The sequence below is a fragment of the Thermodesulfobium sp. 4217-1 genome (assembly GCF_039822205.1).
In the GTDB taxonomy this organism is placed as follows: domain Bacteria; phylum Thermodesulfobiota; class Thermodesulfobiia; order Thermodesulfobiales; family Thermodesulfobiaceae; genus Thermodesulfobium.
This window is the reverse complement of sequence record NZ_JBAGBW010000014.1, coordinates 23,699-40,125: the sequence shown is the minus strand read 5'-3', so window position 1 is coordinate 40,125 and position 16,427 is coordinate 23,699. Positions and strand designations below refer to the sequence as shown.

Below are 16,427 nucleotides of genomic sequence, written 5' to 3'. Positions count from 1 at the left end.
TCTTGTGCTATTTGCCGGAAGGAATTCTTGCTTCAAGAGATAGCCTTTTCAAAAAGTCTTCAATGTTCATCTGACCTTCATCGTTCATGCCCCTTGTTCTGAGCGACACCAATTTTCCTTCATATTCTTTCTTGCCCACTACCAATATATATGGAATCCTGTTCATCTCTGCTTCCCTTATCCTATATTTCAAGGTTTCATTTCTTTTGTCAACCTTCACCCTATAGCCTTCGTCAAATAGTCTTTTCTCAATCTGAGAAGAATATTCTAAGAGATCTGCTTCTTCCTTAATGGGTATAACCATTACCTGTACTGGAGATAGCCATGCTGGAAATACCCCAGCATAATTCTCTATCAGCGCTCCAAGGAATCTCTCCATACTGCCTACTACCGTTCTGTGAATCATCACAGGCCTTTTCTTCGTGCCATCCTTATCAGCATATTCGAGGTTGAATCTCTCTGGCAGAGCAAAGTCTACCTGGATAGTAGGACCAGTCCATTTCCTTCCAAGCGCATCTATAAGCTCTACCTGAATCTTGGGACCATAAAATGCCCCATCTCCTTCAATTATCTCGAATTCAATATTTTTATGTTTCAGAGCATTAGTCAGAGAATCTGTAGCAAGCTTCCACTGCTCATCTGTGCCTATTGAACCATCGGGTCTGGTCCCTACCGAAACCACATATTTAAATCCAAATAGATCCATCATATCCTTTGCAAAATCAAGAACCCCTATGATCTCATCTTGAAGTTGTTCGTCTGTACAGAAAATATGGGCATCGTCTTGGGTAAATCCCCTAACTCTCAAAAGTCCATGCAAGGCTCCAGATCTCTCAAATCTGTATACAGTTCCAAGTTCAAAAAATCTTATGGGCAGATCTCTATAGCTTCTTGTTTTAGAATTATAAATCATCATATGACCTGGACAATTCATTGGCTTAACTGCATATTCCTGGCCATCATTTTCAAATATATACATATTTTCTTTATAAAAATCATAATGCCCTGATATCTTCCATATTCTTAAGTTCATCATATGGGGACTATAAACTATTTCATAGCCTCTTTTTGTGTGCTCTTTTCTTAAATAATCCTCGATAAGGGTTCGAATAATTCCGCCATTTGGATGCCACAAAATCAGACCTGCTCCTATATCTTCATTCATGCTGTATAAATCTAATTCTCTGCCAAGCTTTCTGTGGTCTCTCTTCGACACTTCTTCCAACCATTTAAGATGTTCTTTTAGATCTTCTTCGGTCCAAAATGCAGTGCCATATATTCTTTGAAGCATTTCTCTTTTTTCATCGCCCCTCCAATAGGCCCCAGCCAAATTCAACAATTTAAAATGTTTTATCTGACCAGTAGAAGAGAGATGTGGCCCTCTGCAAAGATCTATAAAGTCTCCCTGTTTATATATACACACTTCTGTATCTGGTATATCTTTAATTAATTCCAATTTATAATCTTCATTTAAATCAGAAAAAAGCTTAGCTGCATCATCTTTTGTAACACAAGATCTCTTAATCTCTAAATCTCTTTTTGATATCTCCTTCATCTTCTTCTCTATTATCTCAAGGTCTTCTGGATTGAAAGGCTCTTCTCGATATATATCATAATAAAAACCATTTTCTATAGATGGACCAATTGCTAATTTTGATTCAGGATAGAGCTCTTTTACCGCTTGGGCTAATAGATGGGCTGCTGAATGTCTAAGAACGTCCAAAGACTTTTTATCTTCATTTGTAACAGGTATAAACTTTTCGCCATCTTTGAAATCCCTAAAATCTACAAGTTTATCGTTGTCCAGATAGCAAATAATTTTAGACATTAAAACCTCCAAATTGTATATATATATTATAGATGGTTTTAATATAGCACAAAATTACAAAAAATTTACTAATTGGAGAATTAAAAATAACTTATACGAAGGTTTGAATTTGAATTTAGGAAGGCTTAAATGGTGGGCGGTGTAGGAATCGAACCTACGACCTCTTGCATGTCAAGCAAGCGTTCCAACCACTGAACTAACCGCCCATTTGAATATTGAAATATTATATCATAAAACAAAAAGAGTCAAGCCGCTAAAATCTTTAATTTTCTTTAAACCAGATCTTAAAACAGAAAATTTTACACTTTTTGCTGCTAAGACCTGACAAAAAATTGCTGGTTGTCTATAAATTCTACTGCTAAGAGGTTTTCATCCAGTAGATAGCTTATATAAGCTAAAGTAGAAAGCCTCATTAGGACATTGGTAGCCATATCTTTTATTGAGATAGCGAATTTATCGTAAACCAAATTTAAAAGCTCTATTTCAGATATTTTCTTAAAGCATATTTCTAAAATAAATTCTAAAATCTGATTGATAATTCTTTCATTTTCAACCAAGACGTCAAGATAGTTTTCAAAGAGTTCGCCGTGTGAGGGTATTATCCCTTTATAATTAGAATTTTTCAAATAGCCAAGGGTGCTAAGCGTTCCCCTTATATCTGAATTTAGAGGTATCTTGTGTTTGGTCAAAAACTCGCACGAGATAAAAGAGTCAGCACAAAATAGATAGTTTTCAAATAAAACTCCAATTTGACCAAAGGAGTGACCCGGCAGATCAACAATTTCAAAATTTATATTTTCAAAATTTAGATTTCCTGGACTTATAACACCGTCTACGCTTACCTTTTTCCCAAGAAAAAATTTTTGATGAAGAACCTTTGGTGGATATGCTCCAGAAAAAAGATATATAGGCTCCCACAAAGGATATTCCAATATGGATTTAGCTGGAAGACTTGAGAATATTTCAGTATCAAGATGTTTTACAAACCACCATGCACCGCCAAAATGATCTGCATGGGCATGCGTAATAATAATTTTTTTTGGAACAATTTCCTCCGCCTTCAGCAGTTTGTATGCCTTTTTCGCATTCTCATCGTCAATCCCAGCATCAATTAAAATAGCTTCTTTTTTTTCATTTAAGATAAAGCCAATATTTACACTAGATTTTATATATCCACAATATTCGTTTATATAAATTAACTGCATAGTTACCTCCAAGATAAAAGAAAATAAATATATTAAGCAAATTATAACTGTATTTTGATAAAATAAAAATATGGAAAATTTATTTGAAAACGATACTTCTTTAGCTCAATCGCTTAGGCCCAAAGATCTTGATGAATTTCTTGGGCAGAGTCATCTTTTAAAAAGAGATGGCACCATTTATAAAGGCATAGTTAACGCAAAATTAAAAAGCATTATACTATACGGGCCTCCTGGAATTGGCAAAACAACTCTTGCGAAAATAATAGCTTCCTATTCGAAAGCCAATTTCGAAATATTAAATGCTGTGTTAAGTGGAGTACCAGAGCTTAGAAAAGTTATCGACAGAGCGATAGAGGATAAAAAAAGAGGAATGGAAACTTTGCTTTTCGTCGACGAAGTGCATCGTTGGAACAAAGCTCAACAAGATGCCTTGCTCCCTGTCTTAGAAGACAGCACGATAAAATTTGTAGGAGCTACTGTAGAAAATCCGTTTTTCTACATCATCAAACCTCTACTTTCGAGATCCTTGCTACTCACATTGCATCCTCTCAGCAAAGACGACCTTGGCAAGCTATTCGATAGAGCAATAGAATATTACAAAAAATTTAAAAATAAAGAAATTACATTTGACTTACAAACAAAGGATTTGATAATAAACCTTTCCCAAAAGGATGCAAGATATTTATTAAATATAGTCGAATTAATCGTAGACTCATCAGATACGGATAAATTAAAGCTATCAATTGACGACTTAGATGGAATAATTGAAAAAAAACTGTTGCTTGACAGGTCCTCAGATCAACACTACGACACAATTTCTGCTTTTATAAAATCTATAAGGGGTAGCGATCCTGACGCTGCTATCTATTACCTTGCCCTGATGCTCGACTCAGGTGAAGATCCAAGGTTTATAGCAAGAAGATTGATAATACTTGCTTCAGAAGATATAGGTTTAGCTGATCCTTATGCAATCACTATTGCGACATCCATTCTCGATGCAGTAAACTTCGTAGGTCTTCCTGAAGCTGAGATAAACCTTGCACATGCCACAGTATATCTTGCTTGTGCACCAAAAAGTAATACCGCTTATATGGCACTAAACAACGCAAAAAAATCAATTAAAGACGAACAAATTTTAAAAATACCCGAACATCTGAAAAATATTCACACCGAAGATCTGAAAAATAGATACCTTTACCCACACGACTTCCCAGAACACTTTGTGAAGCAAAGGTATCTATCTGAAAATAGAAAGTTTTATCATCCCTCTGACGTCGGCTTCGAGAAAAAGATCAAAGAAAGATTATTAAAACTATGGGGCGATAATGAGAAATAGTTTATTTTTCAAAAACCGCCTTCATCACCACTAATTCTTTTTCTTTATTTCCATGTAGAATCTCATATTTGCTAGAATTAATCTTATTTACACTATACTTCCATGCTGCTAAAAATTCATTTAGAGTCTTTATTGGAAATTCGTTATCAGACATTTTATAATGCATTGGAACGATCTGTTTTGGCTTGATCATATCTACAATCTTCATTACCTCATCTGGCCCAATCGTATAAAACCCACCAACAGGAATTAAAATTAGATCGACGTTTTCGTATGGCTTCAGGGATTCTTTAGACGGAATTTCTCCAAGGTCTCCCATATGAGCAATACTAATACCATCAGCAGTTATCTTAAAAGCGACAACCTTCCCCCTATCCTTTCCGCCGTTGTTGTCATGATTAAAGGGATATCCTTCTATAGAGAGATCATTAAATTCAAATTTGCCAGCATCCTTAAATACCTTTGGGCTTCCCTTAACCACATTAACCGCATTATGATCAAAGTGGTCGTGAGAGGTAAAAACTACATCAACCGATACAGATGGTAAAGGATATCCTACTTTCTCATTAAACGGGTCGAACATAAACCTTGTGCCAGCTTTTGTCTCGCCTACAAAACACGAATGACCAAAGTATTCAATCTTCATTTTAACCTCCAAAAAATAGAATGTGTAGATTTTTCTCATTATTTATAGTTGTATTTGATTATAAACAAATTAAGAACTGCACATAATATTATTTTAGATCAAAATTAAATTAAAATGATAGAATAAGTTTGTTACTTATGTATTAATTAATCCGTACTCTTTACTTAAGAGGTGATAGAGTGAAAATTTTGATTGCTGGAACTGGAGCTTTAGGAATGATGTTTTCAGCTTTTTTATCTGAGAAACACGACGTTGTGCTTTTTGGATTCAGTAAAAATGTTGATTTTATAAACAACAACGGCATAAAGGTTACAACACCGCAGGGCACAAAGCATTACAAAAATGTTAAGGCATTTAGTAACCCAAAATTTATTGAAAATGAAAAATTTGACCTGTTGATTACTGTCGTAAAATCATTTGCTACAAAAGATTATTATGACGCGCTTGAGGGAATAAAATCAAACATCTCTTATGCGCTCTCTTTCCAAAATGGCGTAGAAAAGGAAGATGAATTATTAAATTTCATAGGAAAAGAAAAAGCAATATCATCTGCTTGCACAATTGGTGCTACTTTTAGCGATAAGGGGATTGTGAACTATACTTCACCTGGCGCTATATGGCTTTCTTTATATGAACAGACAAACTCAGCCGTAAAATTTTTAGAAGAGTTATCTCAAATATTTATAGACGCAAGCTTTCCAACAAATATAGAAATCGATCCGATTGGTCTTGTGTGGAATAAGATGGTGTTTTATAGTGCAGGAGCAGCCATAGGCTGTTTGACACTGCTGCCCTATCACTTGATATGGAATTCACCAAACCTTTGCAAGGTGTTTCTCAATGCCTTGAAGGAAGGCAAGGCTATAGCAGAAAGTGAAGGCATAAAACTTTTTGACATGAAGGGTCTTGAAGTAATAAACTTGTCTACCACCCTGAGCGAAGATGAAGCAATTTCAATTCTAAACGGCAAAGCAAAGCAACTCGAAGCAAAGAACTTAAAAGATTTAAGAGTATCAATGTCGGTTGACATAATTAGACAAAAAAAGACAGAATTAGAATATACCCTTGGAGATCTCTATCACAGAGGTGTAAAAAATCAACTTTCTATACCTGTTATTAGCACCTCTTACAGCGTAGTAAAAGGATTAGAAGAGCTCTACCTGAACAGGGAAAGAAATTTTTTGTATAAATACAGGCTGATATAGATGACTCAAAAAATTAAAGTTTTAAATTACCCACTAATAATTTGCTTTAGTATTTTACTACTTTTTGTGCTAACAACTTGTACCTTAGAACTTCAGCCACTTATCGCGTCTGCTGATGATTCGAGTGCCCTCACTCTTGACGATGCACTAAAAATTGCTAAGGAAAACAACAAAACTCTTCAAGCGCAATATTATCAGATGCAATCTGCAAAAGAAACGTACATTCAAGCTTTGGGCTATAGATTACCTGATGTCACAGGATCACTAAACTATGAGAGAAACCGAGCTATGTCAACAAATAATGCGTCATTCGGCTCAAAGGACAATTTCTCATATTCACTGGATGCAAGTCAGCTCCTCTACGACTTTGGGGCCACGAACTCATATATACAGAGCGCTTATCACTCTTACAAACAAAGTGAAAAACAATACACCGACACTCTTCGCCAGATAGAATATCAGGTAAAACAAAACTATTTAGGCGTCCTGTCAGCAGACCAGCTATACAATACAGCCAAAGAAGGCTTAGATCTTGCAAACCTGGTATTAAAATACACTCAATCAGAATTTGACGTTGGCTTAGTCGCCAGATCAGACGTTTTATCAGCAGATGTTGAAGCGCAAAACGCAAAGATTTCTCTTTTAAATGCACAAAATCAAATTAATGTCAGTCTCGCTAATTTAGCAAATGTTTTAGGCTATGACCCCAGAAAAGATTTTAATATTGCTCAAACAGCATATAGCAGCGCACCAAAATTAATAAAAACAGACTCTTCAGATGAAATTTTCTCTATGGCAATAAAAAACAGACCCGATATCGCAGCCGCCGTTGAAGGCATTGACGCAGCAAGATATACATTAAAAAATCTTAAAAGTTCACTTTACCCAAAGATTAATTTAGTTGGCGATTATTCGAGAAGCGACAGCAAATTTCCACCAGAAAACTATTCATGGTTCTACGGCGTAACCGCAACAGTGACCTTTTACAACGGCGGACAAAACGTTTCAAAGATCAGACAGGAACAGGATATATTGAACTCTCTAATAAAAACAAAGGATAACTTAGAGGACTCAGTGAAGCTCGCTGTATGGACTGACATATTGAATTTAAACAACGCTTATTCTACATTTGAACTTTCTGATGTTGCAGTAAAAAGCGCTGAAGAGAACCTAAAGGTAAATGAAGCCCAATATAGAGAGGGCTTGAATTCAATAATCGATCTAACAACAGCCAGAAATAACTATATTTCGGCAAAAAATCAAAGGATAATAAATGAATATAATTACTATCTTAGTCTTGCTGCTCTCGAAAGAGATATAGGCGTAAAATTTCTCAACATAGAAAATTATTAAATGGACCATAAAGTTAATATTTATAAGGAGGAGAAATGTTAAAGATCTTTAAACAAAAAAAGGTAATAGCCTTAATTATCGTCTTAATAATAATTATTGCAGGTTCATTTTATGGATATAACGCCTATATGAACAATCTAAAAAAGTCACAGCAGGCGATTAAAACAGCAGACGTAACAAAGAGAACTATTACAGAATTGGTAAACTCTACTGGAACAATTAATCCCCAAGTCGGGGCGCAAATTAACGTGGGCGCAAGAGTAACAGGTCAGGTCACAAAATTAAATGTACAAGTGGGTACTATAGTTAAGTCAGGAGAAGTCTTAGCTGAAATAGACCCAAGGCCTCAAATTGCAGTACTAAATCAAGCTCAGGCAAATTACCAGGCAGCATTGAGCAATTATAACTATGCAAAGGTTACATACGAAAGATATGCCAAGCTCTTCGAAGAAGGACTCATTTCTAAAGATAAATACGATAGCTCAAAAGCAGACTATCTTGCTCAAAAGGGTACTGTCGATGCAGCATCTGCAGCCCTAAACACCGCGCAGGTAAACCTTGAATATTGTACTATTACCGCTCCAATAGGCGGAATGGTATCAGCTGTTACTACCCACCAGGGTGAAACAGTAGTATCTGGAATGAACGCCCCCAATTTCGTAACGATTGATGACCTTGACAAGCTTGAGGTAGATGCCTCTGTCGATGAGACAGACATAGGCAAAGTAAAGGTAGGAATGCCAGCATCATTTACTGTTCTTGCTTATCCAGACAAAACTTTCACAGGAACAGTTGCAGCGATATATCCAACTTCCACAGTTGTAAGTAACGTAGTATATTACACAACGGTCATAACCATTGATTCTAATCCACAACATCTTTTGATGCCTGGAATGACAGCAAATGTAAATATCAAGGCTCAAGAAAAAACAGGTGTGATTGCAGTTCCAAACCTTGCCCTGAAGACTTTTGGTAATCAGACAGTTGTATTTGTACAAACCAGTCCTGGATCATTCGAAAAAAGAGCAGTCAAGACTGGCTTATCCGATTTAGACTATACTGAGATAACTAGCGGGTTAAAAGAAGGCGACAAAGTAATAGTAGGAGATATTCCAGAAAGTATATTGAAGAATTCAAAATGAGCGAAAAAATCATAGAATTAGATGACATCCAAAAGGTTTACAAATCAGGCACTCTTGAAACAATCGTTTTAAAGGGCATAAGCTTTATAATAGAAAAAGGAGAATTTGCCGCAATTATGGCTCCTTCAGGCAGCGGCAAAACCACCTTGATGAATATAATCGGACTCTTGGATAGGCCTACGGGTGGCAGATATTTTCTCGATAACAAAGAGGCATCAAAGCTATCTGACAATGAGCTTGCCCATCTGAGAAACCAATATATCGGTTTTATATTCCAACAATTTCATCTTTTGCCCGATCTTACAGCAATTGAAAATGTCTTACTCCCTTCTGTCTATGCACAAAATCCTCCATCAGATATCAAGGACAGGGCTAAAAAATATCTTGAAACCGTTGGATTGGGAGAAAGGCTTAATTTTTATCCATCTGAGCTATCAGGCGGCCAGCAACAAAGGGTAGCCATTGCAAGATCTCTAATAAACAACCCAAAATTAATCTTAGCAGACGAGCCAACCGGAAACCTTGACCCGCAATCAGGTATGGAGATCTTGTCAGTTTTTCAAAAGCTAAACGAAGATGGCATTACAATACTGATGGTCACTCACTCTCCCGAAATAGCCCTCTTTACAAATAGAGTCATTACTCTCAGTTTTGGAAAAGTCTTAAAAGAAGACGTAGTAAAAAATCCAAAATCAGCTCAAGAGGAATTACAAAAAATGTATGTGATCAATACATGATCATCAAGATTCTTTCTTCAGCAATAAAAATAAACTTAAAACAAGGCTTGAAGGTTTTTATTATGATAGCAGGAATATCTCTTTGTATTCTTGTGATTACACTGGTAACCTCGATAAGCCTTGGAGCAAGACAGCTTGTAAATGAAACCCTCCAACAATTTGGTCCTACATCTGTTATAGTCTTTGCAGGCGGCAGAAGACAGCCAGGTCAGCCTTTCCAAAGATCTACTACCATGACGTTAGATGATGTTCGCTCAATTAGCGATCAGATAAGCGGCATTGCAGCAATAGACTCTGAAGCAAACAGTAATATGAACGCAAAGTATGAAGCACAAAACATAGATACAACCGTTTCAGGCGCTACATCTTCATTTACATCAGCTTGGAATTGGGACGTATCTGAAGGAAGATTTTTTACCGAAAGAGAAAATACCTCTATGTCAAGGGTAGCCATAATCGGTAGTACGGTTGCAAAGCAGCTATTTCAAGGTCAAAACCCTCTTGGCAAGCTGATCAGAATTGGCACTACACCATTTACAGTTATTGGAGTGCTAAGCACACTTGGTACTACTCCAAACGGAATGGACAGAGACAATAGGATCGTCATACCTCTCAACACAATGTTAAAAAGAATGTTGAACCAGACATACATTACTATGATGAGAATAAAATTTGCACCGGGTACAAATATAACTAACGTTGCAGGAGAAATTAGTACAATCTTAAGATATAACCACAAACTCACTGCCCAGGGACTACCAGATGACTTTACTATCATAACACCCGATCAGGTAATGGAATTCTTGAACAGGATTAACTCTACTTTAAATATATTTCTCGTTGTTTCAACTATAGTCTCTATAATAATTGGTTCTGTTGTAGTTTCTAATATAATGCAGGCATCAATATCTGAAAGAGAAAAAGAAATAGCTCTTAGAAGGGCTTTCGGAGCCACAAAGTCTCTTATTGTAATACAGGTATTTCTCGAAATATTTGTAATCAGCATCATCGGTTCAATTTTTGGAGCAACCTTAGGGGCTGTTCTTGGCTTAATAATGGGACATTTTACTGGAATAAATGTCTCAATTAGCCCCATACTATTTCTTGTGGCTTTTAGCGTCTCTACTATAATTGCTTTAATTGCTGGGATTCAACCAGCACTGAAGGCTAGCTCATACGATCCAGCGGTAGTGCTACAAAGATGAACAACTTCTTTATTAATTTTTCACAGGCTATGAGAAGTATATCCAGGAGAAAGAGAAAATCAATCCTTGCTATTCTTGGCTTCCTCATAGGCATCAGCGCAACAGTCGTAATAGCAAGCATCAGCTCGGGAGTCAAAGAAAAAACAATCGACCAGATAAAAAGTATGGGCAGCAATATGATCGTAGTTACAGCAGGACAGCTTAAAGTAATGGGAAACAGAGCACACCAGGTTGGCAATGTCACCACTCTAAAGCCATTCGACTACACAATGCTGAGAAAAGACCTTCCAAATGCGAAAGTAGCTGCCACTCAACAAAAATCATTTACGGTAAAGTTCTCTGATTACAGCGCTCAAACCACTATCATAGGCGCAACCCCAAGCCTGTTTAGCGTAAGAGGTTATACAGTCAGCATGGGAAGAGAATTTACTTCCAGAGAGGATAGGCTTCGCGAAAGAGTGGCAATAATTGGGAGAACCGTCATACAGAATCTAAATGCCGTCCCCGAGCAGCTTCTTGGTGCCACCATTATTATAAACACCACACCGTTTAGGGTCATAGGCATTCAAGATCCAGTAGGTATAGATATTGGAGGCCAAGACGAGGACAATCAAATAATTATTCCTCTTGATACCGCACTTGATAGGCTGCTAAATGTCACTTATATAAATAATATTTATATTTCTGCGCCTCAAGAGTATCTGATGAGCTCATACAAAGATGAAGCCATCAGAATTTTAAGACAAAATCACAATCTTACTAGTAGTCAAGAAAATGACTTTACCGTTCAAGATCAAAGCGACATAATAGCCGCCCAAACAAAATCTACTCAAACTCTTGACAATCTTACAGTAGCGCTCGCAATGATAGCCGTTTTTATCGGAGGTTTAGGGATAGCAGCCGTTCTTTTAGTAGCTGTGAAAGAAAGAACAAAAGAAATAGGAGTCAGAAAGTCCTTTGGCGCTACAAAAAAAGATATATTAACACAATTTTTTATAGAAGCAGCCATTCTTTCTGGCTCAGGAACAATTTTTGGCATATTAATTGGTTTACTAATAACCTTTATAATAACCATATTTACAAAAATGCCTTTTGTAGTGCCTTTCAATATTCTAATCCCACTTATATTTGTAGCATTCTTAATGGGCGTAATATTTGGCACAATACCAGCCAAAAAGGCAGCAGAAGTTGATCCTATAAGAGCTATCTATTCATAAAAAAACTTCTGAGATATTTTAAATAAACATATCTCAGAAGTTTGTAAACTTAGTGCAAAAGTATATTTACTTCTTTAACTCCTCATACCACAACTCATTGTGCTTCATTACGTACTCTTCATCGATCATTCCATTGCCAAGCATTGTTCCAAGCTCTTTTCTTGAACTAGGATTGACTGCCCCAAGATAAAAGTGGACAATGATTGCTGAACCCAAAAATGTGCCGCAAAATACATGAACAATTATCACCAGTTGAATCAAATATCCAGGAAAAGATGCATAGAAGAACATCATAGAGCCAGTTAAGCCAAGGCACAAAGAAAATACGATAATTATCCATCCCAAAAGCTTCTGCCCAGCATTGATCTTGCCCTGTGGAGGAACCTCTTTTGCCTTTATCAGTGGAGCAAGATATCCTCCAAAGACCTTCATCCATTTCTTGTCTTCTGGCGTAAAGGTGCTGATAAGTTTTATAAATTTAGAAAATAGATTGAAATTAAATGCTGCATAAGAGAGCGGAAGCAACAAATAGAAAAATCCAAGATATTTATGCAAAAAAGCAGCATTTCTTAGGCTCCCAAAAGTCAATCCCATAACGTTCATTGCAGGATAAAACAAAGATAATCCCGTCCAAAGCATTACTATAAAAGTTATAAGGTGAATCCAGTGAAAGATACGAGTAGCCTTTTTGTGTTTTTCAATCATCTTTTTTGCCATTACTGATCGCCTCCTTTATTGCCAGTCTGCAGTATTCTGTGAAGAAATACCAGACCAGCAGCACCACCCAACATCACCAGCCCAAGTGGATGCATTATATTCTTCCAGATAAGAGTATTTACTGGAAAAACAGGATCTTTTGGCAGGCCATATTTTTCAGGTTCATATTTTAGTATAGACAGTACTCCCAAGCCCCCAAGTATATTTTCACCATAGAGGTTCGCTTCTGTAAAGCCCTCTTTTTTCAAAATTTCAACCTTTTCTTTTCCTTGCTTCACTAGATCGTCTCTCTTGCCAAAATACAGCGCCCCTCCCAGACATGCTTTTACGCAGGCAGGTGTGGCAGTTTCATCAGATTTGCTGCCCTCCATAACCCTTGAATAACACATATCACATTTATTTATCACTTGACCGATTTGCGGAATCCCAAATGGACACGCGCTATGACAATATCCACATGCTATACACTTGTTTACATCGAATGCTACTATGCCATTTTCTGCTTGGAACAGGGCACCGCTTGGACACGCCTTTACGCAAGCAGGATCTCCACAGTGAAAACACTGATATTTAAGAAAATTAAAGTTCTGTTTCTCAGTAAAATCATCGTAGAAATTTATAATCATACGCGTATGCGGATTCAAAGTTGGAGGATTTGTGTAAAATCCATTAAAAGTAGTAGGGTCAGTTTTTTGATCGTTCCACTGCTTACAAACAGATTGGCACCCTCTACAACCCATGCATTTAGAAGAATCGAACATATAGGCCACTCTATCCATCTTAGGCCCTCCTCAAGTTAATCATCAACGCTTTGGACTCTTGAATCTCAGAAGTCGGATCCCCTACATTTTCAGTCATCAGGTTAGCAGAAAAAGATTCTTTTTTGCCGCTATCAGGATCTATTCCTACAAAGCCCCAATGCCAAGGTATCCCAACTATATGAAACTTTTTGCCATCAATCATAATAGGCTGCAGCCTGGATGTAACACAAGCTTGTGCCTTTACCTTGCCTCTGATAGATTCGAGCTCTACTTTGTCACCATTTTTAATCCCAAGATTTTTTGCAAGTTCAGGGTCTATTTCTGCAAAGACCTGCGGCATCTCTTCGACTAAGATCGGAATCTTTCTGGTTATAGTTCCACTTTGATAGTGTTCTGTCAATCTATATGTAGTGCATATATATGGGTATTTTGGATCGTTTAAGGGGGCATATTTATCAATGTTTGATTTGAAAACTATAGCCACAGGATTATTTTGGACAGAGCTTATAAGATTTTTCACAGGAGCTTCTATTGGCTCATAATGCTCAGGGAATGGACCGTCTTTCACTATACCAGCAGGGACGAAAAGCCTTCCTCCGCCCTCTGGTATCATTATGAAAGGAGCATCCCCACCAGGTGCGCTTGGCGCCTTTGTTGGCAGAAAATCAGGTATATCTCGGCCAGTCCACTTCTTTTGAGCGCTATCCCAACTAATGACAGACAACTTTGGATTCCAGGGATTGCCCTCCAAATCGCAACTGGCTCTGTTATATAGAATTCTTCTGTTTACGGGCCATGACCATGACCATTCAGAATTAAGGCCTATTCCTTCTTTTTCAGGCTTTCTCCTTGCAGCCAAATTTCCTGCCGGCGGGTATACTCCTGAATATATCCAACAGCCGCATGCCGTAGAGCCATCATCCTTAAGGGCTGCAAAACTAACTAATTGTTTTCTCGTTGCAACCTCAAAACCGTTAATTTCTTTTAACACAGAATTAATATCATATTTATCTCCGCCATAACCCCAAGTTAAGTTAAGCATAGCTTCAGGAGAAGGGGTAGAAGGATCGTCTTTAAATTGCTTCTTTAAACCACGCACAAGACCATCCAATACAACCATGTCTTCTTTAGACTCATAAAGCGGCTCTATTGCCTTGTATCTCATCTGAAGCCATCTGGAAGTGTTGGTAGCCGAACCATTTTTCTCTACAAATGAAGATATAGGGAGCATAAAAACTTCAGTTTTTATGCTTTTTGGATCAGCGCCTGGTCTTCTCCAGAAGTTAGCCGTTTCGGTTTCAAAGATATCAGCAGACATAAGCCAATCAAGGTTTTCTAATGCCTTGCCAGTTTTGTCACCCAAGGGACTTGATACCAATGGGTTCTGACCCCAGATCATCATTCCCTTAATTCCTTCATTTTTGTACAAATTATCCCAGATATACATCCATGAAGCTGGCTTGGACCACTTTGGAAGCCAATCATAGCCAAAATCATTTTCTTTCGTAGCTGCGTCTCCAAACCATGCCTTAAGCATGCTAACTGCAAACTTTGGCGCATTAGACCAATAGCAATCAGGCAACGTAATCTTTTTCAGATATTCCTTGAAATTTGGATGAAGCTTTTCGTTCGGGGCAGCAAGATAGCCAGGCCAAGAGTTATAAAGAAGAGCCATATCAGTAGAACCCTGAACATTGGTCTCCCCTCTCATTGCATTTACTCCACCACCAGCCATACCTAAGTTGCCCAGCAAAAGCTGAATAACACAAAAAGCTCTGATGTTTTGCGTGCCAATAGTGTGCTGGGTTAGGCCCATCGCATACATCAATGTGCCAGACTTATCTGGCGCACCAGTTGAGCTATACAATTGTGCTATCTCTTGGAAGGTTTCCTTATTAATCCCTGTGATTTTTTCAACAACATCAGGGGTATATCTTGAATAATGAAGCTTCATTTTCTGAAACACACAGCTTGGATCTTGAAGGGTCATGTCTCTCAATGGCTTCTTATCAGGACCAGTTTGATATGCCCAGCTTGCATAATTATATGATTTACCAGTTATATCCCATCCTGAAAAATATCCATCCTGAAAATCAAATTCAGGTTTCAAGAGATAAGACGCATTGGTATAGTGTTTTACATAAATATCCTGATATTTATTGTTTTGAAGAATATAGTTTATCAAACCACCGAAAAATGCAATATCAGTACCAGGCCTTATCTGAGCATAGATGTTTGAGATCGCAGATGTTCTCGTGAATCGCGGATCCACAGAAATAACCTTGCCGCCGCGTTCTTTGCACATATTGATATAGCGCGCGCTGCCTGGATGGTTCTCTGCAGGATTTCCGCCGCATATCATTATTACATCAGAATTTTTCACATCTATCAGAGAATTTGTCATTGCCCCTCTGCCAAAGCTTGGCCCCAAGGCAGTAACAGTAGAAGAGTGACATATTCTTGCCTGATGCTCCAGATAAACTATGCCAAGCGCCCTGGCAACTTTTGCAAACAGATAACACTCATCGGTACCATGTGCCGCACCGCCAAGCATCGCAAGTCCCTCAGTTCTATTTACTGCTACTCCGTTTGACGTCTTTACAAACGAACTATCTCGAGTTTTTTTGATTCTTTTGACAAGCTCAGAAATAGTCCAATCCCAGCTTTTCTCTTCCCACTTGTCAGAACCAGGAGCCCTATACATTGGTTTTTTCAACCTCAATGGGCTATCGTAAACGCTAAAACAGGTAGAGCCCTTTGCACAAAGCCCGCCTTCACTATTTGGATTGTCAGGATCTCCTTCGACATTTACCACCTTGCTGCCCTTTGAATAGACTAAAAGACCACAGCCAACTCCGCAATAAATACATACAGAATTTGTAACCTTGGTATCCTTCAGTTTAAAGGGTGTGCTTGCATAGGCAACCTTCGGCACAGCTACATTGCCATCGAATACCATCATCGCAGCACTAGCAAAGGAAAGCTTTAGAAAATCTCTTCGATTAAATTTCCCCATTCATTTCACTCCCTTGATAGTGAATATATTTTATAATTTCAAAACACTATCAAGTTAAT

The 16,427-nt window shown here is 37.7% G+C and carries 13 protein-coding genes and 1 tRNA gene; 7 read left to right on the top strand and 7 right to left on the bottom strand.

The genetic code is table 11. The features are described 5' to 3' along the window. Positions 1-7: 7 nt before the first annotated feature. The 3 genes from thrS to V4762_RS06495 all read right to left on the bottom strand — a co-directional run bounded on the left by thrS (position 8) and on the right by V4762_RS06495 (position 3,033). On the bottom strand, positions 8-1,828 hold the full coding sequence (gene thrS / locus V4762_RS06505; protein WP_347314975.1) for a threonine--tRNA ligase: 1,821 nt from the start codon (positions 1,826-1,828) through the stop codon (positions 8-10). 130 nt (positions 1,829-1,958) lie between these two features. Then, positions 1,959-2,034, bottom strand: a tRNA-Val gene (locus V4762_RS06500). Between the two features lie 108 nt (positions 2,035-2,142). Next, entirely contained in the window at positions 2,143-3,033 is an 891-nt protein-coding gene (locus tag V4762_RS06495; protein ID WP_347314974.1) for an MBL fold metallo-hydrolase, read from the bottom strand. Between the two features lie 70 nt (positions 3,034-3,103). On the opposite strand from V4762_RS06495, the gene V4762_RS06490 reads away from it, so the two are divergent. After that, positions 3,104-4,369, top strand: coding sequence for a replication-associated recombination protein A (locus tag V4762_RS06490; RefSeq protein ID WP_347314973.1), 1,266 nt, complete (start codon positions 3,104-3,106; stop codon positions 4,367-4,369). Between the two features lies 1 nt (position 4,370). On the opposite strand, the gene V4762_RS06485 is transcribed toward V4762_RS06490, so the two are convergent. Next, positions 4,371-5,015, bottom strand: a complete 645-nt coding sequence (locus V4762_RS06485; RefSeq protein WP_347314972.1) for an MBL fold metallo-hydrolase — start codon at positions 5,013-5,015, stop codon at positions 4,371-4,373. A gap of 179 nt (positions 5,016-5,194) precedes the next feature. On the opposite strand from V4762_RS06485, the gene V4762_RS06480 reads away from it, so the two are divergent. From V4762_RS06480 to V4762_RS06455, 6 genes are read left to right on the top strand one after another with little or no spacing between them, the layout of a single operon-like run. After that, the gene (locus V4762_RS06480) at positions 5,195-6,220 is read left to right on the top strand and encodes a ketopantoate reductase family protein (protein WP_347314971.1); all 1,026 of its coding nucleotides are present in this window, start codon (positions 5,195-5,197) and stop codon (positions 6,218-6,220) included. After that, positions 6,221-7,573 carry a TolC family protein gene (locus V4762_RS06475; RefSeq protein ID WP_347314970.1) on the top strand — a complete coding sequence of 451 codons (1,353 nt, stop codon included), beginning with the start codon at positions 6,221-6,223 and terminating at the stop codon, positions 7,571-7,573. Between the two features lie 35 nt (positions 7,574-7,608). Further along, positions 7,609-8,715, top strand: a complete 1,107-nt coding sequence (locus V4762_RS06470) for an efflux RND transporter periplasmic adaptor subunit (RefSeq protein ID WP_347314969.1) — start codon at positions 7,609-7,611, stop codon at positions 8,713-8,715. After that, complete coding sequence (locus V4762_RS06465; RefSeq protein WP_347314968.1) at positions 8,712-9,452, top strand: ABC transporter ATP-binding protein; 741 nt, start codon at positions 8,712-8,714, stop codon at positions 9,450-9,452. Before V4762_RS06470 ends, V4762_RS06465 begins: the two co-directional genes overlap by 4 nt. After that, positions 9,449-10,657: an ABC transporter permease gene (locus V4762_RS06460; protein WP_347314967.1), complete on the top strand. Its 1,209-nt coding sequence runs from the start codon at positions 9,449-9,451 to the stop codon at positions 10,655-10,657. The genes V4762_RS06465 and V4762_RS06460 overlap by 4 nt, the downstream gene beginning before the upstream one ends. Continuing rightward, entirely contained in the window at positions 10,654-11,874 is a 1,221-nt protein-coding gene (locus V4762_RS06455) for an ABC transporter permease (protein WP_347314966.1), read from the top strand. The genes V4762_RS06460 and V4762_RS06455 overlap by 4 nt, the downstream gene beginning before the upstream one ends. A gap of 66 nt (positions 11,875-11,940) precedes the next feature. On the opposite strand, the gene V4762_RS06450 is transcribed toward V4762_RS06455, so the two are convergent. From V4762_RS06450 to fdnG, 3 genes are read right to left on the bottom strand one after another with little or no spacing between them, the layout of a single operon-like run. Next, on the bottom strand, positions 11,941-12,591 hold the full coding sequence (locus V4762_RS06450; RefSeq protein WP_347314965.1) for a formate dehydrogenase subunit gamma: 651 nt from the start codon (positions 12,589-12,591) through the stop codon (positions 11,941-11,943). Next, on the bottom strand, positions 12,591-13,370 hold the full coding sequence (locus V4762_RS06445; RefSeq protein WP_347314964.1) for a 4Fe-4S dicluster domain-containing protein: 780 nt from the start codon (positions 13,368-13,370) through the stop codon (positions 12,591-12,593). The genes V4762_RS06450 and V4762_RS06445 overlap by 1 nt, the downstream gene beginning before the upstream one ends. Before the next feature lies 1 nt (position 13,371). Then, positions 13,372-16,368 (bottom strand): formate dehydrogenase-N subunit alpha, encoded by a 2,997-nt coding sequence (fdnG, locus tag V4762_RS06440; RefSeq protein WP_347314963.1) that lies wholly within the window; start codon positions 16,366-16,368, stop codon positions 13,372-13,374. Between the last annotated feature and the right edge of the window lie 59 nt (positions 16,369-16,427).